Annotated in this window: 17 protein-coding genes; 13 read left to right on the plus strand and 4 right to left on the minus strand. The window is 56.1% G+C overall.

Features of this window, described 5'->3' with window-relative positions:
* Positions 1 to 249 precede the first annotated feature (249 nt).
* The 3 genes from HMPREF3056_RS05835 to HMPREF3056_RS05845 all read left to right on the plus strand — a co-directional run bounded on the left by HMPREF3056_RS05835 (position 250) and on the right by HMPREF3056_RS05845 (position 4,345).
* A complete protein-coding gene (locus HMPREF3056_RS05835) occupies positions 250 to 2,073 on the plus strand; it encodes a GmrSD restriction endonuclease domain-containing protein (protein ID WP_246822471.1) in 1,824 nt (607 codons plus the stop codon).
* A 206-nt stretch (positions 2,074 to 2,279) separates the two neighbouring features.
* Entirely contained in the window at positions 2,280 to 3,368 is a 1,089-nt protein-coding gene (locus HMPREF3056_RS05840; protein ID WP_070754334.1) for a thermonuclease family protein, read from the plus strand.
* Positions 3,369 to 3,550: 182 nt separating this feature from the next.
* Positions 3,551 to 4,345: an HTH domain-containing protein gene (locus HMPREF3056_RS05845; protein WP_070754335.1), complete on the plus strand. Its 795-nt coding sequence runs from the start codon at positions 3,551 to 3,553 to the stop codon at positions 4,343 to 4,345.
* Between the two features lie 130 nt (positions 4,346 to 4,475).
* Here HMPREF3056_RS05845 and HMPREF3056_RS05850 read toward each other — a convergent pair whose 3' ends face one another.
* Positions 4,476 to 6,047, minus strand: a complete 1,572-nt coding sequence (locus HMPREF3056_RS05850) for an AbgT family transporter (protein ID WP_070754336.1) — start codon at positions 6,045 to 6,047, stop codon at positions 4,476 to 4,478.
* A gap of 29 nt (positions 6,048 to 6,076) precedes the next feature.
* A complete protein-coding gene (locus tag HMPREF3056_RS05855) occupies positions 6,077 to 7,285 on the minus strand; it encodes a M20 family metallopeptidase (RefSeq protein WP_070754337.1) in 1,209 nt (402 codons plus the stop codon).
* A 140-nt stretch (positions 7,286 to 7,425) separates the two neighbouring features.
* Here HMPREF3056_RS05855 and HMPREF3056_RS05860 point away from each other — a divergent pair, with 140 nt between their 5' ends.
* Positions 7,426 to 8,472, plus strand: a complete 1,047-nt coding sequence (locus tag HMPREF3056_RS05860; RefSeq protein ID WP_070680343.1) for an Lrp/AsnC family transcriptional regulator — start codon at positions 7,426 to 7,428, stop codon at positions 8,470 to 8,472.
* Between the two features lie 118 nt (positions 8,473 to 8,590).
* Entirely contained in the window at positions 8,591 to 9,097 is a 507-nt protein-coding gene (locus HMPREF3056_RS05865; protein ID WP_046649201.1) for a GNAT family N-acetyltransferase, read from the plus strand.
* A 119-nt stretch (positions 9,098 to 9,216) separates the two neighbouring features.
* On the opposite strand, the gene HMPREF3056_RS05870 is transcribed toward HMPREF3056_RS05865, so the two are convergent.
* Together HMPREF3056_RS05870 and HMPREF3056_RS05875 are read right to left on the minus strand one after the other, a co-directional pair.
* Entirely contained in the window at positions 9,217 to 10,929 is a 1,713-nt protein-coding gene (locus HMPREF3056_RS05870) for a bifunctional metallophosphatase/5'-nucleotidase (protein WP_046649200.1), read from the minus strand.
* A 128-nt stretch (positions 10,930 to 11,057) separates the two neighbouring features.
* Positions 11,058 to 11,519, minus strand: a complete 462-nt coding sequence (locus HMPREF3056_RS05875; RefSeq protein ID WP_046649199.1) for an ASCH domain-containing protein — start codon at positions 11,517 to 11,519, stop codon at positions 11,058 to 11,060.
* A gap of 320 nt (positions 11,520 to 11,839) precedes the next feature.
* Between HMPREF3056_RS05875 and HMPREF3056_RS05880 the strand changes: the two genes are divergently transcribed.
* From HMPREF3056_RS05880 to HMPREF3056_RS05915, 8 genes are all read left to right on the plus strand, one after another.
* On the plus strand, positions 11,840 to 13,033 hold the full coding sequence (locus HMPREF3056_RS05880; protein WP_080975097.1) for an ATP-binding protein: 1,194 nt from the start codon (positions 11,840 to 11,842) through the stop codon (positions 13,031 to 13,033).
* A gap of 412 nt (positions 13,034 to 13,445) precedes the next feature.
* Positions 13,446 to 14,693, plus strand: coding sequence for an arginine deiminase (locus tag HMPREF3056_RS05885; protein ID WP_046649198.1), 1,248 nt, complete (start codon positions 13,446 to 13,448; stop codon positions 14,691 to 14,693).
* A gap of 10 nt (positions 14,694 to 14,703) precedes the next feature.
* Positions 14,704 to 16,020, plus strand: coding sequence for an amino acid permease (locus tag HMPREF3056_RS05890; RefSeq protein WP_070754338.1), 1,317 nt, complete (start codon positions 14,704 to 14,706; stop codon positions 16,018 to 16,020).
* A 222-nt stretch (positions 16,021 to 16,242) separates the two neighbouring features.
* Positions 16,243 to 17,517: a hypothetical protein gene (locus HMPREF3056_RS05895; protein ID WP_070754339.1), complete on the plus strand. Its 1,275-nt coding sequence runs from the start codon at positions 16,243 to 16,245 to the stop codon at positions 17,515 to 17,517.
* 36 nt (positions 17,518 to 17,553) lie between these two features.
* On the plus strand, positions 17,554 to 18,126 hold the full coding sequence (locus tag HMPREF3056_RS05900; protein ID WP_070701197.1) for a hypothetical protein: 573 nt from the start codon (positions 17,554 to 17,556) through the stop codon (positions 18,124 to 18,126).
* 3 nt (positions 18,127 to 18,129) lie between these two features.
* A complete protein-coding gene (locus HMPREF3056_RS05905; RefSeq protein WP_070754340.1) occupies positions 18,130 to 18,723 on the plus strand; it encodes a hypothetical protein in 594 nt (197 codons plus the stop codon).
* 244 nt (positions 18,724 to 18,967) lie between these two features.
* Positions 18,968 to 20,221, plus strand: coding sequence for an ATP-binding protein (locus HMPREF3056_RS05910; RefSeq protein WP_070754341.1), 1,254 nt, complete (start codon positions 18,968 to 18,970; stop codon positions 20,219 to 20,221).
* Between the two features lie 29 nt (positions 20,222 to 20,250).
* On the plus strand, positions 20,251 to 20,598 hold the full coding sequence (locus tag HMPREF3056_RS05915; RefSeq protein WP_070754342.1) for a DUF2200 domain-containing protein: 348 nt from the start codon (positions 20,251 to 20,253) through the stop codon (positions 20,596 to 20,598).
* Positions 20,599 to 20,666 lie beyond the last annotated feature (68 nt).

Below are 20,666 nucleotides of genomic sequence, written 5' to 3' on the forward strand. Positions count from 1 at the left end.
CCGCTACGCACCCCGAAACCGGAAGAGCCGGTAATAGTTAAACACAGCACCCTTCCAATAGAGCTTTGTACAGGAACCAGGTTGGAATGTTCCGCTGACTCACGAACGCTTTAGCGGGAGCTGGTTTCACAAAACCTGCCCCATTTTCTCCTCCGTCCTTGAGCTTTTGGGGCATGCTGGAAAAGACTATTTGCTACAGAGGAGGCTCCGGTGGGTTTCAACACCAACATGCACCAACTATCGGCACTGATGCGCTCTACAGAAAACGGAGAGATCCAGCTCCCTGATTTCCAGCGAAAGTATAAGTGGGAAGACGAGCGTGTCCGCCAACTCCTCATCACCATTTTCCGTGGACACCCGCTGGGCATCATCATGCTGTTGGAAACTGGGAACTCCTCTGTCAGGTTCAAGCCACGCCCCATCGAAAGCACTGAGGCTACGGCTACTTCCGAGCCCAAATTCTTGCTTCTCGATGGCCAGCAACGACTAACTTCGCTCACCCAGGCTCTCAAAGGCGATGGCGTTGTTCACACTAAAGACTCACGTGGTAAACGCCTCGACCGCAGGTATTTCATCAATATCCAGCGGTCTATTGAAGACCCCTTCGAGCTGGATGAAGCAGTGATTTCCGTACCTGCCGATGGCGTTATTCGAACCAACTTCAACCGTGACATCGTTCTTGATCTCAGCAGCATGGAGAAACAACACGAAGCAGGTTACATTCCCGTTTCGCTGCTGCTTGATCAGATGGGACTTTTCGAATGGTTCGGCAAGCTAGGCAACACGGAACTCATGACCGCATTCAGCGATGGGATTCTCCGTCAGGTCAACGAATACAAGATTCCCGCAATTGAGTTGGACAAGCAGACGGACAAAGCGGCTGTGGCTACCGTCTTCGAAAAGGTCAATGTTGGCGGGCTCCCACTCAACGTTTTTGAGCTCCTCACAGCGGTGTTTGCAGGCGATGCGGAGTACTACGACAAGTACCAGCGCGATTTCCGCCTCAACGATGACTGGGTGGAGACTAAGGAACTGTGGAAAGAACATGACGTCCTCCACAAGGTGGAGAACACTGACTTCCTCCAAGCAATCACGATGCTGACGACTCTTGATCGGAGTAAGCATTCATCGGGAGGCCGCAAAGTCGGCCTGTCTGCCAAGAGGGAAGACGTACTAAAGCTTGAGTTGAACGACTACCTCACCTGGCGCGACGCGCTGCGTCAAGGATTCATCTGGGTAGCAGGCTTCCTCGCGGACCTGCACATCTATCGGTTCAGGGATGTCCCCTACCCGAAGCAATTGGTTCCACTTGCTGCCATCGCTGTTGTTCTTGGCAAAGAAGCAGACAAGCACCACGTGAAAGAAAAGATCACACAGTGGTTCTGGAGCGGAGTCTTGGGCGAGCTCTATGGCTCTGCCATTGAGACGCGCTTCGTACGTGACCTCGAAGGGGTACCTGCTTGGGCGATCGGTGAAGAAACTACCGCCCCGCGCACCGTGCAGGACGCTACCTTTGCTGAATCTCGCCTTCACTCATTGCGTACCCGCAATGCCGCGGCCTACAAGGGCATTGCAGCACTGATCATGGCGCAGGGCTCAACAGACTGGGTCGAAGGAAAACAATTCGGCGCATTCCAGTACAGGGACATGGCCGTGGACATTCACCATATTTTCCCTCAGGACTGGTGCAAGAAAAACGAAATCGATAACGAGCGCCGCGAGTCCATCGTCAACAAGACGACGCTGAGCGCACGCACCAACCGTGTCATCGGCGGCGTTGCACCGTCGGCATACTTGTCCAAGGTTGAGAGCGAATCTGGCTTCGATGCTGACGGCGTGGACGACGTTCTCCGCGGACACCTCATTTCGCCCGAAGCACTGCGCAGTGACAACTTTGATACCTTCTTTGAACGTCGAAGAGAATCGATCTGTGTACTCATTGAGGGTGCTCTGAAGAAGACGGTTCAACGCGATGTCAGTGAAGGAAACGCTGTCGAGGACTCCTCATTCTTCGAGGAAGAAGCCCTTGAGGAACCAGGCCAAGATGAAGTAGCGCCTGCACAGGAGCACTAAGGAAGCTAGTTTTCTCGGCGGCTCACTCGTGGTTTTAACTAGGACTTGTTCATCCGGTCTTGGGCGCCCCGACGACCGCCAGACCTAGGTTCACAGGTCGACTACGATTCGGGCTCGGAGTTTGCAGCTCCCCTACCTCCGTTTCCCACCCGACATGTATACTCCTGTTGTTCTTGTTACTCTCTTTCTCTCGTGGGGTTCCTGATATGGGATTTTTCAAGGTTGTCGCTGGGCTGTTAGCCGCCGGTGGAGTGGGTTACGGTGCCTACGCCGTATTAGGGCCAGACTCTTCCGATGACGTCATTACGGTTCACAACGTCATCGATGGCGACACCATCGATGTAGTGCAAGGCGGTGAGACCACACGCGTTCGCCTACTCAATATCGATACCCCGGAGATGGGCAAAGAGTGCTTGGCCGAGGAATCTAAGCAATACTTGTCTGGCCTACTGCCAGTGGGCACGGTAGTGACACTGGAGTACGACGCTGAACGCGAGGACAAATACGGCCGCACGTTGGCCGGTGTATTCAAGGAAGGATCACTGGTCAATGCTTCCGTTGCTGAGGAGGGTTTCGCTGTTCCGATCAAGGTGGGCGGAAACACTCGTTTCTTCTCGGAGGTCTCTGCCGCAGCCGACCGAGCCCGTGCTGCGGGCAAAGGAATCAACTCGGCCGGCCCGGAATGCGTCTTTGGTGATGACAGCGCCTACCAGTCCTACCAGGACGCACGCTCCGCTGTGAATGGGGCGCAGCAGTTCCACTTCGATGACGTTTGGAATGACGAACAGCTCGACAAGGCTCGTAGCCATGCCTCCCGCCTAGCCACCGCCAAGTTAGCCGTAACCAAGTTGGAGAAGGCCATGGCGGAGCAGTCTGAGTTTCAGAAAGAAGCGTTTGGCAAGGAACAAGCAAAGCTTCTCGAAGAGCTAAAGAAGGACGCCGCTGTGCGAAAAGAAGCTTTGGATCACGAGATTTCCTTTGCCAATGAAGAACGCGAAAAGAAACGCGCCGAGGAAGAAGCGGCGCGTGAAGCTGCAGAGGCCGCGCAACGTGAAGCAGAAGAAGCAGCTCGCCGTGCCGAACAAGAGGCCGCGGAGGCAGCCCGTCGCGCGGAGCAGGAAGCCCAGCAAGCTGCCCCCGCCTACCAAGCACCGGCTGCACCGGCGCCCAGCAATCCGGTGGATAACTACACCGGTTGCCGCGCCTACGGCGGAAACTACGCAATGACCAGCGTTGATAAAAAGGGACGCCCCTACGCCAAGATTGACTGCACCACACGCGTGCAGATTGGGTAAAACGGCTTAGTCGAGGTTCCCGTCTCTCGTTGACGTTGAAGGGGAACCGAGGAGCCACAATTCAAGCATCTTGGGACCACCGCAGCACAATCGAGAATGCACCACCACAAAATAAAGGGAACCGCTGAAGCTAAAATCGCCAAGGCATACATTTTTCACTCGTTGAAAGGATGAAAACTTTCATGCCAGATCCTTCATGGAAATCTGTCATAATTTCCGTCCTCGAAGCTGCATCCGAGCCCCTTCACTATTCCCAAATTGCACAAACAGTAGTAGACGAAGGTTTACGAAAGAAGGTCGGAGCTACACCGGCTAACACGGTAGCCGCTCAACTTGGATTCATGACGGACCAGGTCACACGGATTGATAGAGGCACCTATTTTCTGACCGACCGACTCCACGAACTTAAAGCAGAGGAAAGATCATCAGGAAAAGTATCAGAAACAGTAGAACTGTCGCCTCAGGATATTGACAGTGATGTACCAAACGGAATCATCAATGCGTTTGGCATGTACTGGCGTCGTGATGAAGTAGCTTGGGACGCCACTACTCCTGTTCTCCTAGGAACGCAGATCAGTGGTGGCCAGGAAATTGATTTTGCGCAACAGATAGGAATTTACATTCTTTATCAAGGCGAACGCACTGTATATGTCGGACGGGCCGCCAAAGAGAGCCTAGGAAATCGTCTCCGTGCACACACGAGGGACCGTCTAACAGCTCGATGGGACCGGTTCTCGTGGTTCGGCCTTCGCCCAGTTAGCGAAAGCGGAGGTTTGAGGGAAATCTCCACGAAACACGTAACTCCAGATCTCATCACAGAGACTATGGAAGCAATCCTCATCGAGGGACTAGAGCCACCTCAAAATCGCCGTCGCGGGGACAAAATTGAAGACTCCGAGTTTATCCAGATCACGGACCCGCAGATCGAGAAAAAGCGGATCGAAGCAACACTCGAAAGGTTGAGGAAGAAACTGTAGCGATGCGCAACCCTATACACGGCACAGCGATTCTCCGAGGTTAATAAGTGAGGGCGGGCGTCCCCCGCAAGGGGGAAGAGGCCCGACCGGGGATCTATCGTCCGGTATTTTACTACACCACACTGTCCTACTACAGGTGAGCGGTTACGCCTGGGCCATAGGGTATTTCTAACGCGAAGAATACAAGGAAGACGGCCAAGAAGGTACAGAAGAACGCAATCGTATAGGGCAGCATGATGCTGATATATGTGCCCACACCCGCACTCTTGTCGTACCGACGGATATACCCCAGGACGATCGGTAGGTAAGGGGATACCGGTGTCACCATGTTCGCGGAGGAATCGCCCATACGATAGGCCGCCTGGATGAAGCCAGGGTGATAACCCAATTGCATAAAGAGTGGAACAAAAACCGGCGCTTCCAATGCCCACTTGGCGCTGCCTGACGGAATGATCAAGTTGAGCAGGGCTGTGAACACGATGTATCCGATAATCAGGAAGATTCCGGTAAAACCAATTTCTTTTAAGAAATCACTACCGTTGACCGCTAGCCAGATACCGATGTTCGACCACTCGAAGTACTTGATGAATTGCGCGATGGCAAAGACCATTACAATGTAGCCGGACATTCCGGAAATACCCTCTGCCATATATGACGACAGATCCTTGGAGTCCTTAATCTTCCCCATCAGGATGCCGTAGCTAGTGCCGAGGAGCATAAAGAAGCCGAGTATGATCGGAATGATGCCCGACATGAACGGGGAATCGATGATTGCCCCGTTTTCGCCCCGGAGTGGGCTATCGGGGAGCAATACGACTACCGCAATTAGTACGATGTACGCCGTCCCCAGGACAGAAGAAAATAGCAGGGCTCTGTCGCTTTCCTTTGTCTCTTCCTCTAGCTCCTCGGCGTTTATTGAACCTTCGTACTTACCGAGGCGCTTTTCGGTGACATAGGTAGTGACGAGTCCTCCAACGAGCGTAAGGGCGAAGACGCACACAACGTTGAAGTACCAGTTTGCAACGGCTGTTACATGCGCCTCTGGGTCGACAATTCTCACGGCTTCGGTGGTAATTCCCGCCAGCAGTGCATCAGTACCGGCAACAAAGAGGTTTGCGGTGAAACCAATGCCCGCACCGGCGAAGCCTGCAGCGACACCGGCAATGGGATTTCTTCCCGCGTGGTGAAAGACGATCCCGATCAAGGGCGGGATGACAACCATCGCAGCGTCGGAAGCGAGGTTGCCGATCACTCCAATGAAAACCGCCGCGTAAGGGAGGGCCGCGAAGGGCACTCGACGAACGGTCTTTTGCACGGCGTGCTGAATGTAGCCGACCTGCTCGGTCAAGCCAATGCCGAGCATCACGGCTAGGACTAGTCCCAGGGGCGCAAAACCGGTGAAGTTCTCCAGCATCGAAGTCAGGATGTACTCGATGCCTTCACCCGACAGAAGGCTACGAATATGGACGTCTTCCCCGGTTCCTGGGTGGGTGACCGAACCTCCGAAAGCATGGCCTATCGCAGACATTACCATGACTGCTAACGCCAGAATTACAAAAAGCAGGAAGGGATCTGGCAAGGCATTGCCGACCTTCTCGATCGTACGGAGAACATCTCGACCGAACTGACGAGTCGAGCGTGTGGATGACTTTTCCGCACTTTCTTGGGTGACCGGCGATGAGTGGGAGCTAGCGCTAGACATAGCCACTCCTTACTTAGTTTGCTGGGGTGTTATTCGTTGAAAGTTCGCTTCGCTTCTTCCACGACTTCGGGGTCGCGGAAACCGGCTAGCAAGGTGGCGGCGAGAATCAAAGCGCCGTCGATGATCGTTTTCTTTGCATCAGGACCATCGGCAGCTGCTGCGAACTCACGGGTATGAGGCGGGGCATCCTGGGTCAGGCGGATCATTGGGTGGATAGCAGGGACTACTTGGCTAACGTTGCCCATGTCTGTAGACCCAGAGAACAGTCCGTTCGGAGTAGTCTGGCGCCCAACAGCCGAAAACGCTGCTTCAGCGATGGTGACCAGAGTCGGGTTCGACTTCAGCGAAAGATAGGGCGGAGTAGTCGAGGTGATGCTCACAGTGCAGTCGGTGGCAAGAGCGCCAGCTTCGAAGCAATTCTTAACGCGCGGAACAACGCTCTCGAGAAGATAATCGGAGTCCGATCCACGCACGAAAGTCCGAATTCCAGTTAGCTCAGGAATTACATTTGGTGCTTGCCCACCGTTAGTGATGATCGAGTGGATTCTAATATCATCCTTGATCTGCTGGCGGAGAAGGCCGATCGCATTTAGCGAGAGAGTTGCTGCGTCGAGTGCGTTACGCCCGTCTTCCGGCGCAGCCGCGGCATGGCTGGCCTTGCCCTTGAACTCAACATCGAGAGCGACGCGAGCAAGGCTCCCTCCCCCGACCTTCTCCTCGTTGCTCGGGTGGATCATTACGGCGTAGTCAACCCCCTCGAGCACCCCATTCTCGATCAACGGGACCTTACCTGCCCCGCCCTCTTCACCGGGGCTGCCGATAACCACCAAGTGAGCGCCCGTCTTCCCATCGGCTTCCAAATCTGCCTTAGCGATTTTCGCTGCGCCCAAGCCGCTTGCTGCGATGATGTTGTGGCCGCAGGCGTGGCCTACCTCTTCCAAGGCGTCGTACTCACAAAAGACTGCCAGTGTTGGCGAGTCGGCGGTTGCACTGGCCGAAGACCATTTGCCGACAAAGGCCGTTTCAAGGCCTCCGAAACCGCGGGTGACCTCGAACCCGGCGTCCTCTAACTCAGCGGTAAGGCGCTTAGCGGCGTGGTACTCGGTGAAACGGATTTCAGGGTGATCCCACAGATCCTTGGCAACGTCGGCGAGGTTGTCGGCAAATTGGTTGGCGTAGCTTTGCAGCGAATCTACTAAGTCCTTGATGTTGGTCGAAGACGGCTCTTGCTCAAACATGGAACTCCTTGACAAACGGAAATGAGACATAGATGCAATCCGCGCAAGTTAATGCCATGGATCACATTGTCGAGGTATGTTATTTAAATAAACTTTCTGAAAGCTCTATTTGTTTGAATGACGTCTAAAAACAGGAGAATATGTTCGGTATGGACTCTGGGATAGATCCTGGAAAGACCATGATGTCGGAATTGGACTTCGCGGTATTTGATGCCCTTCAACGCAATCCCCGCGCGCCCTGGGCGGAAATTGCGCGGACAATTGGGGTAAGTGGCCCCACGGTGAGGCGACATTGGCACGCTCTGGTGGAGTCGGGAGCCGGTTGGATCGCTACCTACCCAAATAGGGTCCGTGGGTTGATGTGCTTCAGCGTGCGGGTCAAATGCCAGCCAGGGTTCGTCGAAGCGGTCGCCAAGCAACTTTGTCAGGTCCCAGAAGTGATGTCGGTAAGTGAGATGACCGGCGCGTACCAGATTCAGCTCATAGTCTTTGTTCCTGACAAGAGCCGCGTGCGCCCAGTACTCAATGTGTCCATAGGACAGGTCGAGGGCATATCCGAACTAATCATTTCACTAATGTCGGATGTCCAGATTGAAGGTGCTCAGTGGAACAGCGGCACCCTTGGCCGAATCGAAAAATCGCCCAACCAATACAAGTTCCCGGAAGTAGAGTTCGACGAACGCGTGGAAAAGACGCTTCGTGTGTTGGAATGCGATGGACGAGCCGGCGCCTCGCGTATTGCTTCATCTTTGGGTCTCGGTAACCCACAGGCCCGACGGATTGTTAAACAGTTCCTCTCACGGCGGGTCCTTATCCAGCGAGTGGAGGCTGCACCGCTCCACGACGAATGGCCTGGGGTGCTGGCCCTATGGCTGCTGGTCCCGCCGGCTAAGCTCGACGAGGTAGTCACGAAGATCAAGACCTTTCCAGACGCGCGCTTGTGTACAACACTGGTAGGTGGGGAAGCAAACCTCTACGTCATCTTATGGCTAAGGTCCTTCAGCCAAGCCAACGAAGTGGAATCTGACGTAGTCCGCGGCTTACCGACTCGCGTAGTCAGCCGCAGCATCCTCCTGCAACACCACAAGAGGGCGGGAGTTCTCCTTGACGAAGAGGGGCGGAAAATCGGCCACGTCCCCTGGACCGATAGTCCTTCACTGCATGCACATGTATTACATGCGTGCTGATCGTGAGGAACCCTCGTTTAGTGGACACTAAGCAGATGAGTTTGATGGGAATTGAAGGGGTTTCACCGCGTGATTGGATAACCTGGGAGTCCTGTAAATTTCAATGAAAGGAACCCCTATGAATCAGGATTTCGCCCTCCAGACCCCACGGCTCGCATTGTCGGTGCCTACAGATGCCGATATTGACGCCATCTTTGCCATTCATTCGGACGCCCGCACCTACGAGCACCGCCCTGAATTGGCTATGAAGACTAGGGAGGAAGCCGCGGAGCTGGCACGCTCGTGGCAACAGAATTGGAGTGAAAAACAGCTGGGCTACTACGTGGTGTCCACTCACGATGGAACGACCATTGGCTTTACCGGCGTGCGTCATAGCGAAGAAGCCGGTGAGGAAGTGCTCAACCTCTACTACCGCTTCGCACCCGAATCGCAAGGCCAGGGCTATGCCAAGGAGGCCGCAGCCGCTGCGGTTGCCAATGCGCGCGAGCGTTTCCCGCAGCTCCCAGTCGTTGCGATAATCGACCCCACTAATGAAGCGTCGATTGCCCTAGCATTGAAGCTCGGACTTCAGCACGTCCCCGGCGCAGGAGTGCCGGGCGACTACGAGGTGTATCGACTGGGCTGATAAAAAGAATTACCTCATCAAGGTCTATGCCACATTGACGAAGAAGCTCAACTTATCACTCGCAGCTCAGCCACTCTTTTGGTACGTGGGAATGACTCCGTAGAACTGAAATACCCTGGTTATTGATGCAGTCCCTGCAAGGGGAAGTGATCCGAAGGAAGATTTAGTTGCCACGAGCCCGGCAAGAAGGTCTTCAGATAGCGAACAATCCCATCCAGTACAGACTTGGGAGTGAACGCAATGAAAGCACCCGCCAGTGCAGCGATCACCCCGATAGCAACGGCTGCTCCACGCGAAGAACCAATCGATGATTCTTCTGTCTTCCCACCGTCTGCTGGATCGTTTGGCTCATCAGGAGTCTTCAAAGGTGAGAGCTCACCATGCCGCTTGATGTACTCGGAGAAGACATCGACGTCGATTGCCGTGCCAGTAGAAGTAACACGCGCATCGCTGAATGAATCGATCTTGTCGCCACCATTCACCACGTAATTGCTAATGGCCAGTGAGTACGTGGAATTCATGTCCATTGACGTGCCATCATCGAGCTTTATCGCCCTGACGCGCTCACCGAATGGCGCATTCATGTCGTAATCAAACGTGAATCCGGCAGTCCGTGGGAAGCCATTCCCACCATCCGGATTAGATTCAATACCCTTTTCCAGTGCATCTTTAATCTGTGCGCCCGTTGCTTGAATCGCGATTGGTGAGTTACCGAAAGGAAGCACCGATTGCGCATCGCGACGGGTCAAGGTCCCTTCTTTCATGTCAGCACGCTGGCCGCCACCGTTCTGCCATCCGAGCTGAGTATCGAAATGTTCGCGGTATGCATCCGCTACCAACGGGCCTAGTTCTGCTTTTGATAAAGCCTGCGTCGCAGTACCAAGTTGCTCGCCCAGTTGACGGTCTAATTCACCGTAGAGTTTCTCGCTGCGTGCCTTCCACTCTTCGTTAGCAGGAAGCGATGGATTGACCGGATGGTTCACTACCTTCACCGTGGTCTTCTGCGTGGAACGGTCAACGGTGACGTCGAGGTGAACCAACGTTCCATAATCAGCACGCGGTGCGATAATCGGCCGATCATCTGCGGTGTAGGTTACTTCTTCCGGTGATTGCGCCTCGTTTTCTTCACGCAGCGCTGCTGCAAGCTCGGGAATCTCTTCCATTACCCGAGTGGTGTCTTCTTTTGAGATCTGGCTCAGCAAAACGATCGCATCAACGCCTTCTTCTTGGAGCTTGTTAACCCCGGCGCGTGCGGATTCAGCGAAGTCCCCCGTCACGACATCCTTGGCAGCTACGGTTCGATCAAGGTCGGCAGTAAGAGAAACAAACCCGACGGTGAGTTCACCGGATTTAGCAGTGAAGGTGGTCCCGTCATCGCTGATCGGCTCGCCATTCTGGGTAGTCAGGTTGCTGGAAATCCACGGAAACTCGGCCTTTTCGATAAGGCTACGAGTATGGTCCACGCCGTAATCAAAGTCGTGGTTGCCAAAGTTGCCGACGTCCACGCCGAGTTCGTTAAAAGCCTCGACAAATGGCTCACCGCGAAAGACTGAGCCGAATAGGCTGCCGGCAGCAAGTTCTCCACCAAAGGCGACGATAGGGTCGCCTTCTTCTTGGCGGATATTCTCAAGGGCAGTTGCTAGGTAGGCGATGCCGCCTTGGTGGCTCCCGTCATCCCAGGCTCGGGGCTCAAACTCCTTCATGTCCTGGAAGTAGACAACGTCTCCGGTCGCTACTGCCGCCTGACCTGGGTCCGATTCAGCAGCGATAGCGTTAGATGCGTTGAGAGAAAGAAGAGCAGTCAAAGCAAGAATGGTGTGACGATTGCGCATAGAGGCATTCTGCCTAACGCGGCTAGAGGTTCCCCGACCTTGAGGCAAAATCTAGATGAACATTCATAGTCCAGATGCTTACCGCTGGGCACGAGCTACGAAAACGCCTAGACCACGGGCATGTCCCTTCAGGAATCCCACGGCTCCAATGCCCTAACCGGGTACCGCCCATCAACGGTGAAACGCTGACACACCACCTGAGTGTCATCGTTGATATCTAGCTCTCCGATGTACTCAACGAACTCGGGTGAACGCCAGAACTGCTCGTGCCCGGCGCGCCAGTCGCTGGCGTCGGCGTAGCCCTCACCCTCGGCGATGGCGTGCTCGTCGCTGACGTCGGCAAGCCGGCGGACCTCGACCTCGGTGGTACGGATGACGCACACCACGTTGTCGTGTGAGTCGAGGACGGCCTCTAGGGTGCCCACATCCTCGCGCGGGTCGCGGCCGCGCGGGTGCTCAACCAGCAAGGATGACGTGGTGGTTTTCGTGCCGTTCAGGATGGCGGTAACGAGGGCGTCGCGAAGCGGGCCGGGGAAGGCAAACTCGCCACGGGGCAGTTCCGATATAGGTTTCAAAGCATCCTGAGTCATACGTTTACAGTACGTGGCTCATGAATGCTGTTAACCAAGCACGTGCTAGCTTGCCGTTTCGCCCGACTGGACGTTCGACCCGCGCGTTCGAATCATTCGCAACGATGTCCAGCCCCAGCCCTAATGTCAACGATGCCCCTACACGGAAGGCTGGGAATCCGCCCTTCTTCCCTATCACTCCGGGGCCGCGCCGCCACTTCCCATTGCTTATCGGTGCGGCCCCTCTTTCAAACTTCACAGCTCTTCATAAACTTCAAAAAATTCAAAAACTTCATAAACTTCACAAGACTTCAAAAGCTTTGTGGTCTAGAGTGAGTGCCATGAATCCGAAACACACCAACCCTTTTACGGCTACCCTCGGCGCCACTCCCCCATTGCTGGTTGGCCGCAGTGATGCCATTCGTGATTTCGGTTTCGCGCTCGATGAGGGCCCCGGCGCCCATGAGAGGATCTCGCTCATCATCGGCCCTCGCGGCATCGGAAAGACAGTCCTTCTTAACGCCTTCGAAGACGAAGCACTCACGCGCGGTTGGCTCACCCTCAGCGACACTGCAACGGCCGGTTTCGTTGAACGCTTGCGCAGCAGCATCATTCAACTCTTGACTAAAGACAGGAAGCAGCTCAAAGGCCTCAACGTCTCCATCCTCGGCATTGGAGGCGGGCTCAACTGGGATACGCGAGCCATTGCGGAATCAACGTACTCGCTACGTAATGCGTTAAAGGATTTACTGGCCTATAAACGTGAGCTTGACCGAAAAGCCCGCCAGGAGCCTGGTGGTGTGCTCGTGACATTGGATGAAATGCACCACCAACGAAGCCAAGAGCTCATAGAGTTCGGCGCCACGATTCAACATCTGGTTCGCGAAGGTGAAGACATTTCCGTTGTCATGGCAGGCATCCCATCCTCAATTAGACCACTACTTTCCGGAAAGCTGAACAGTCGCGGCGACACCAATCCAGTTACCTTTCTTCGACGCGCTAACCGCATTGAGCTGGGCAGGGTCTCCGATTCGGATGTACGTGAAGCACTGGAGGAACCCCTTCACAGCGCCGCCACCTCATGGTCAAAGGACGCTTTGGAAACCGCGGTTGAGGCGTGCCATGGATATCCATTCATGATTCAGCTAGTCGGCCAGTGCTCATTCAGGGAAAAGGAACGTACCGCTGACGGAGGTACCGAGATTTCTATCGACGCTGCCCAACGCGGAGTCGCAACAGCACAGCGAAAGCTCGGCCAACTTGTTCATGAGCCCGCGCTCTCGGATCTCTCCACTGTCGACCGAAGCTTTTTGGTTTACATGGCCCAAAGCGATGGCCCTGCCAAGATGGCGGATATCAAGGCACGCTTCAATAAGACTGATTCTTATGTAGGCAACTATCGCCGCCGGCTTCTCGACGCCGAAATGATCACCACCACGGGCCACGGCGAAGTCGACTTCGCCTTGCCATACATGCGCGACTACCTCCGTGCGCATGCGGCAAGCCTCATTGTTGAGGACTTCGATTCGCAGTAGCGGAAACGCCCCGATCCCCCGTGCGCTGCACGCCACGCCTACCCCCCCGCACCCCGATCCCTAATATTCGCGCAGAGTTTCCACCCCACCCAAAGTTATGCATCCGGCTCACTGTCGGTCTGCGGTCTCCGCCACCGCTAGGGTCGTCGCAGTGGTGGAGGGGTGGGGCGTCGGCAAGCCCAGCAAGAGTGCGCCCACTCCCCCACCGCAATACATGAATAAAAGTGAATAATATTATGCAGAGCGCCGTAAAACCTCCATCTACGTGGGCTTTCTTTCACCCACGCGAGGCTTGAAAAAATATTCGGCGTCCATAAACTTGTCGTGTAGTTCACAGACCAATAGTTCCGGTGAACCAGTTCACCACGTTGCAGGATGGCGCCGTGCAGGCGTCAAGAAAGGTTTCAGAAACATGGCAGCTTCCCCGTTAGGAGTCTGGTCCGAGGTCGGCAAACTCCACCAAGTCATGGTGTGCGCACCCGGGCTCGCGCACGAGCGGCTCACCCCCAGTAACTGCGCTGAGCTGCTTTTCGACGACGTCCTCTGGGTCGACGAAGCCAAGAAACACCATGCGGAGTTCGTCGCCGAGCTGCGCAGCTACGGTGTCGAGGTTCTGGAAATGCACAAGCTTTTGGAAGAGACCCTGGACACCCCGGGTGGGCGGGATTTCATCCTCGACTACAAGCTCCTCGATAAGAATGTGGGTGCGGGCATTGGCGGCGAGCTGCGCCACTGGTTCAATGAGATGCCCACTGCACGCCTGGCCGAACTCCTCATTGGCGGACTACCCTTCGCCGAAATCCCGAAGGGCCTGGGTCACGGCACCATCGACGCCATGCGTGAGGTCTACGGGCCGTCCGCTTTTGCGCTGCGCCCATTGCCCAATACGCAGTACGCGCGGGACAATTCGGCGTGGATCTATGGCGGCGTGTCCCTTAACCCCATGCGTATGCCAGCGCGCCACCAGGAAACGCTGCTCACCCGCGCTATTTATAACTATCACCCGCGGTTTGCGCAGGCAGACTTCAAGTTCTGGTACGGCAACACCGATGAGGAACCGGGGCTTGCGGCACTGGAAGGCGGTGACATCATGCCGATTGGCAAGGGCATCGTACTGGTAGGCATGGGTGAGCGCACCACCTGGCAGGGCGTAAGTCAGCTGGCCATGCGCCTATTTGAGGAAGGCGCCGCCACCAAGGTCATCATTGCGGCCATGGCCAAGGAGCGCGCCTCCATGCACCTCGACACCGTGCTTACGTTCCTTGACGCCGACAAGGTCACCGCCTACCCCAAGGTGGTAGACACCATCCGGCCGATAGTCCTGCATCCTTCGACAAGCACGGCGCCTTTCGACGTCGAACTGCCCACCGAGTCCTTCCTCGAGGTCGTCGCCAAGGCGCTGGGCATTGGCGCCTTCGAAGTCATCGAAACAGGCGGCGATACCTACGCTGCCGCCCGTGAGCAGTGGGATGATGCCAACAACGTCGTGGCTATCGAACCCGGCGTGGTGGTGGCCTATGACCGCAACAAACACACCAACGCCAAGTTGCGTGCCGCCGGCATTGAGGTAGTGGAGATCGGATCGGCAGAGCTGGGGCGCGGCCGAGGAGGCGGGCACTGTATGACCTGCCCAATTGTCCGCGAGGCCGTCGATTACTAGAAAGAATTTTATGACTTCGTCCAAAGCCGACACCACTGCACATACCACCGACTTGGGGGATTCCACACAACCTGCGAGCACACCACCGAAGTCCGAAGGCACGGCGCTGAGTTGGGTTCTTGCGCTTTTTGGCACCGCGATGGGTGCCGGAATCCTCTTTCTGCCGCTACAGGCAGGAGCCTTTGGCTTCTGGCCGCTCGCCTTCGCCACGGTGATCATTTTCCCTTTGGTGTATTTCTCCCACCGAACCTATGCCCGCATTGTCGCCGGCGCCCCTGCCCAGGACTACGGGCTGGACATCTTGGAACTGGTGCGCAAGTACCTTGGACGCAACACAGGTTTGTTCGTGGCATTGATGTACTCCCTGGCCAACATCCCCACGGTGTTCATCTATGCCATCTCCGTAACAAATGCCATTGATAGCTTCATTGTTAACCAGCTCCATGGACCTTCCATCAACCGCTGGGTGCTTTCGGTGCTGTGCGTGGGCACCCTCACCGGAATTTTCGCCATCGGGCGCAAACCCATGCTCTGGTTGGCACAAATTCTGGTTTATCCGCTCATCATTTCGCTTGCAGCAACGTCGATCTACCTCATCCCCCAGTGGGATTTTCATTCCTTCCTGGACGTGGACTACAAAGACGGAAGCTGGCCAAATATCTTGCTCGGCGCCGTTCTTATTCTCCCCGTGCTGGCTTTCTCCTTCTCCCACATGGCGGCGCTATCGCAAATGTCAGTGGACATGCAATCCACTTACGGCAAGAACACCGAAAAGCGAGTCTCGCGCATTGAGCTCTACACGGCCGCGCTGCTGGTCATCTTCACCATGTTCTTTGTCTGGTCATGCGTCTTGGCGCTGGGGGCTGACGGTATGCGGGAGGCTTCCGAGCAAAACATTCCGGTGTTGTCCTACTTTGCCAATGTCACCGGAGTTCACGCGCTGGCCGTGTTGGCACCGTTAATCGTCATCTTCGCCATCGTGACCTCCTACTTTGGAACAATGCTCGGCGCAGAAGAAGGTACCTCCTACATGGTTCGCCTACTGGCTCCGCGCACAGCAAACCGGCTCAACCGACGTACATTGCTAACCATTGTCTACGTCTTCATTTTCATCACCGGCACTGTGGTCTCCGTGTTTAATCCGCCGATTCTCAATCTCATCTACCTGGTGGGCGGCGTGTTTGATGCAATTCTCATCTTCTTGCTGCCGGTGTACATGTTTCACAAGGTCAAGGAGTACAAGAAATTCCGGAATGACCCATGGAATTACTTTGTCTTTGCCCTGGGTTCAGTCATTTTGGGCATTACCATCTGGGACCTGTTCTAAGAACAAAAGCCGCCTCCCCGGCGTGTGACTACCCTCCATATTGGGTAATCACAAGTTTGTGAACGAAAGGTCAAAAGGCTGGAAGGAAGTTACTTTACACCCCTAACTTTTCCTTGAAGGCCCGCACAAACCTATTGCCGGACTACCCAGCGCCTCCTAAGATGTACCCAGATTTTATGAATCTTTCCTTACTCTTTAACAAAATATAAGGACGGTACACAGGTGCTTATTAAGGGACTGCGTGCGCTTGCACCGCTGGCGGCAGCCGCGGCCTGCATTACCCCTGCGGCACAGGCGGCCGACATTCCGCCCATGCCACAGGCTTACCCCATCACGAACCTCTACAAGAGCTGCAGCGCAGCAGGTGAAGACAACGCCACTCCCGAGTGGCACTTTGCCGAAACCGGCCGGCGCTACTTGAGCGACGGCACCCTGCAGTTTAAGAACACCACTGACCAAGAAGTGCCCTATACCGCTTCGGTGGAAACGGGCACCAACCACAAGATTGAGGCCAATTCCAAGGCCGCGATGCCCTCTGGGTGGGACACCACCGCCAAGTCCGATATCGGTCTGAAGCTGAGCAACGGCTGGCAGGAGAAGGAAACCTTCGGCCCTATCACGCTCAAGCCGGGCGAGTCCTTCCGCGTGGAATACGGAGTGGTGGAAAAGGACTTCATCTCTATGTTCGTCGGCTGCAACGACGACCGCCTAGAGAACATGCCAGGTGCCAACGTCATTCGCGGCAAGGGCCCGGCCGAGCGCTATGCCTTTGCCTACATCATCAAGGCGGACGGCTCCGTTTCGGACCTGGCCATGGAGATCCCTTCCCGCTCCCCGGGCGCGAACTCCAAGCCCATCGAGGGCAACTACACCTCTGTCTCGGGCCCCAGCTTGGAGAAGATTGCGGACCAGAAGAAGGATGAGATCATGCAGCCTTCCGAGGAACTGCAGCGCGATCCCTCCTGGCCCAAGGAGGGCGAGACCTGCGAGGGTCGCGATAGCTCCTGGTACCCGCTGGATATCACCGCGGTGGCGCCGACCTTCCGCAAGCCGGGCTACTCCACGGACTTCCTCAACTGGTCCAAGGGTGACTATGAGTATGCACCGGTTACTGACTTCGTCGTTGGCGCAGAGCACGCCCCCTACACCAACTGGCAGGGCAACCGCGGCGATATCCCGAAGGGCTGGCTGGAATCCGTCGGCGCGGTCAAGCGCGCCTACATGCCGGTGGGAACCGAGCTGCAGCACATCGACCTGGCCCCTGGTGAGCGCGTGCGCGTGGAGTACGGCACCACTATGACCCGGATCAATTACCGCGAAATCCACTGCGGCAAGGACGGCAAATACAGCCTGACCTCCAACTACAAGCAGACCACCGCTCCCAGCGGCTTCTGGGCGGAGGCCACCATCACGGGCAAGGACGGCTCCACTCGCACCGAGGACGTCACCCCGGAGGAGTACCGCAACCTTCCCGTTCCAACCCAAACCATCTACTAAGCACTTCCCTACTTTTCATCCAAGGAGTACACCCACATGTTCAAGACCAAGATTGCTTCCACCACCGCCGCCGTGGCCATCGCCTGCGGCCTGATCGCTACCCCGGCCGCCAACGCTCTTCCGGCACGTGACCTGGGCCCGGCTAACCCGACCACCATTGGTGAGCACTGCACCAACCCGGGTGATACCGGCCAGACCGTGAAAATCAAGCGCACCTACTTCGATGGCTCCGCTGGCTCCTGGACCATCTCCAACTACAACGACGAGCCGCTGCCGGTGACCCGCTCCATCAAGGAAACCAAGACCAAGACCTGGAACGTTTCCGCCGGCGTGGACTTCAAGCTGCTGGATCTGATCAACTTCACCTTCTCCTCCAGCTACACCGACTCCCAGTCCTACGAGGTCGGCGAGCAGGTCGGCCCGTACAACATCGCCCCGGGCAAGACCGCCGTCATGCGCGCTGGCTGGGTTGTCTCCGACTTTGAGGGCCAGAAGACCATCTGCGGTTCCGATAACACTTGGCAGGCCAACGGTGAGACCTTCACCGCTACCTTGCCGAAGGAGCGCCACGTGGAGGTCTCCACCCGCGACAACAACGATTGGGGCTAAGTCGTGCTGAAGAAGTCCATCGCGCGCACTGCCGCGAGCGCTTTCGCTGCGCTGAGCCTGCTGGCGGCCGCTCCCGTTGCCCACGCCGCGGACTTCGGCGGGGACTTCGAGCTGCCCCAGCGTTGGAATGAGGACCATAAGCCGGGCACGCACTGTTCGACGCCTGGTGAGAACGCCACCTACGTCACCGCCACTCGCCGCTGGTTCAAGCAGACGGATGCCACCAGCGTGGCCAACCGCAACGATGAGCCCGTGCCGGTCAGCCACACCGTGACCCAGGCCCGCACGCAGACGATCGAGGTCTCCGGCTCCATCAAGGGCGAGGGCGAACTGGCCAAGGTACTGACCCAGACCTACGGTTTCACCTACGTACACGAGCAGCACTGGAAGCTCGACCAAAAGGTTGGCCCGTACACTCTGCCGGCGAACTCCCAGGGCAAGCTGGTGTGGGGCTTCACCATGCTCGACACTGACGGCCAGGACGTACGCTGCAACGCCGACCAGGAATGGGAGGCCGTAGGCAAGCCCTACTCCGCCACCGTTCCGGAGGCGCGCTACTCCGAGCTGCAGCTGGGCGATGCCCCCGCCTGGAACTAACTGAACTAGCTCACCTCCCCCAGGCCCCGCCACAGAGGGCACCCCTCGCGCTGCTTTACGACGGCTGAGGGGGTGCCCTCTTTTGGCGTTTCATAGCGTGATCGAACGGCAACGCAAGCATTGCAGAACGGCAACGGCCCCCTTGCAGAACGGCAACGCGGGAATTGCAGAATGGCAATGAGTTCTTTGCAAAACGGCAACGAGAGCCTTGCAGAACCGCAACATCGCAGGTAGATTGACTGTCATGACTGATTCTTTTCTACATAGAAACGCACAAGATCTGGCGGAGGAAATCCTGTCGGATACGCCTGCGCTGACCATTTCTGGCGCACGCCAGGTAGGAAAGAGCACCCTCGTTCATCAATTGCTCGAAGATAAAGAGCATAGGTTCTTTAATCTTGATGAGAGCGCTTCGCTGGCATCTGCACAAGAGGACCCAGACGGGTTTGTCAGGCAGATCCCCGAGGGGACACTAGCAATTGATGAAATTCAACGCGCGCCCGAGCTCTTTCGCGCAATCAAAGGCGCACTCGAAGAAGATCGACGACCAGGACGCTTTATCCTCACCGGGTCGTCGAATCTCCTCAGTCTCACAGGAGCTGAAGAGTCGCTCGCTGGCCGTGCAGAAACAATCCGCCTTCACGGCCTTAGCGTGGGTGAACGCTTGGGCATCTACGATGACTTTGCCGGACGGGTGTGGTCATTAGGGGATTCAGGGCTGAATCCCACGTTTACTCCTTCCCGGAGTGACTACTTTCAGCTCTTCTGCACACCGAGTTTCCCAGGGCTTAGAGATGCTAGCCGGCGGCGACAGCACCGCTGGTTCGACGCCTACATTGAACGAGTACTGTCGAAGGATGCTGCCGAGCTCTACGGCATTCAATTCCCCGACCGCTTGAGCAATCTTCTCAACAAGTTGGCGGCACAAGGAACTGCGGAGCTTGTAGCTGCACACATTGGGCGCGCGCTCGATATTCCTCAACGCTCGGTCCCTACCTATGTGACTGCATTGAGTGACGTATTCTTGCTCAACCAGTTGCCGTCTTGGGGAACCAATCTAGAGAAGCGGGCAATTTCTAAGCCCAAGGCCTTTCTTTCGGATACCGCACTTGCTACAAGCCTTGCAGGACTCGATCCAGAGGCTTTGGAGATGAATATCTCCAGCACGATCACTGGAGGTATCTGTGAAGCTTTCGTCGCCAACGAGCTCTTGAAGCAGAAGGCCTGGTCTTCGATTGACTATCGCCTCTTCCACTTTCGTACGTCCACTGGCAAAGAAGTGGACCTCGTATTGGAATCGCGATCCCGGGACATCGTTGGCATCGAAGTCAAAGCTGCGATGTCGATCCAGCCGAAAGACTTTGCCGGCCTGCGCTATCTTCAGCAGGTTGCAGGCGCTTCCTTCCGCGCAGGAATCGTCCTGTATACGGGCAAAGACGTCCTACCAATGGGCAAGAACCTATGGGCAATGCCCATTTCCACGCTGTGGCACGGCTAAACCAGCAACAATGGATATACTGCGCCCCTATGTCCCACCGCATCTTTTCCGTGCCCTTCGCCGACATCTACCCGCACTACGTCAACAAAGTAGAGCGCAAAGGCAGGACTGTCAACGAGCTCCACGAAGTTATCTCCTGGCTCACTGGCTATTCAGTTGAGGGCTTAGAGCGGGCGCGAGAGGAGAAGGGCACCCTCGAGGAATTCTTCGAACAGGCACCACATCTCAACCCGTCCCGCTCACTTATCACCGGGAGCGTTTGCGGATACAAGGTGCAGGACATCGAGGACCCGCTGATACAAAACATTCGATACATGGACAAGCTCGTTGACGAGCTCGCCAAAGGCAAGGCCATGGAGAAGATCCTGCGCAGCTAATCTCTTCTCGCAGCGCTATTCAGAGCCGCCGGACTTAAGCGGCCCTTCCGGTTTTAGAGTGCGTTGAT

It is taken from the genome of Corynebacterium sp. HMSC056F09 (assembly GCF_001815785.1).
GTDB classification, from domain to species: Bacteria; Actinomycetota; Actinomycetes; order Mycobacteriales; family Mycobacteriaceae; genus Corynebacterium; species Corynebacterium hiratae.

Excerpts from the sequence above, each read along its gene's own strand:
- HMPREF3056_RS05850 (WP_070754336.1), bottom strand. The coding sequence starts at position 6,047 with ATGTCTAGCGCTAGCTCCCACTCATCGCCGGTCACCCAAGAAAGTGCG.
- HMPREF3056_RS05910 (WP_070754341.1), top strand. The coding sequence starts at position 18,968 with ATGACTGATTCTTTTCTACATAGAAACGCACAAGATCTGGCGGAGGAA.
- HMPREF3056_RS05880 (WP_080975097.1), top strand. The coding sequence starts at position 11,840 with ATGAATCCGAAACACACCAACCCTTTTACGGCTACCCTCGGCGCCACT.
- HMPREF3056_RS05875 (WP_046649199.1), bottom strand. The coding sequence starts at position 11,519 with ATGACTCAGGATGCTTTGAAACCTATATCGGAACTGCCCCGTGGCGAG.
- HMPREF3056_RS05890 (WP_070754338.1), top strand. The coding sequence starts at position 14,704 with ATGACTTCGTCCAAAGCCGACACCACTGCACATACCACCGACTTGGGG.
- HMPREF3056_RS05860 (WP_070680343.1), top strand. The coding sequence starts at position 7,426 with ATGTTCGGTATGGACTCTGGGATAGATCCTGGAAAGACCATGATGTCG.
- HMPREF3056_RS05840 (WP_070754334.1), top strand. The coding sequence starts at position 2,280 with ATGGGATTTTTCAAGGTTGTCGCTGGGCTGTTAGCCGCCGGTGGAGTG.
- HMPREF3056_RS05865 (WP_046649201.1), top strand. The coding sequence starts at position 8,591 with ATGAATCAGGATTTCGCCCTCCAGACCCCACGGCTCGCATTGTCGGTG.
- HMPREF3056_RS05915 (WP_070754342.1), top strand. The coding sequence starts at position 20,251 with ATGTCCCACCGCATCTTTTCCGTGCCCTTCGCCGACATCTACCCGCAC.
- HMPREF3056_RS05845 (WP_070754335.1), top strand. The coding sequence starts at position 3,551 with ATGCCAGATCCTTCATGGAAATCTGTCATAATTTCCGTCCTCGAAGCT.
- HMPREF3056_RS05885 (WP_046649198.1), top strand. The coding sequence starts at position 13,446 with ATGGCAGCTTCCCCGTTAGGAGTCTGGTCCGAGGTCGGCAAACTCCAC.
- HMPREF3056_RS05870 (WP_046649200.1), bottom strand. The coding sequence starts at position 10,929 with ATGCGCAATCGTCACACCATTCTTGCTTTGACTGCTCTTCTTTCTCTC.
- HMPREF3056_RS05855 (WP_070754337.1), bottom strand. The coding sequence starts at position 7,285 with ATGTTTGAGCAAGAGCCGTCTTCGACCAACATCAAGGACTTAGTAGAT.
- HMPREF3056_RS05900 (WP_070701197.1), top strand. The coding sequence starts at position 17,554 with ATGTTCAAGACCAAGATTGCTTCCACCACCGCCGCCGTGGCCATCGCC.
- HMPREF3056_RS05835 (WP_246822471.1), top strand. The coding sequence starts at position 250 with ATGCGCTCTACAGAAAACGGAGAGATCCAGCTCCCTGATTTCCAGCGA.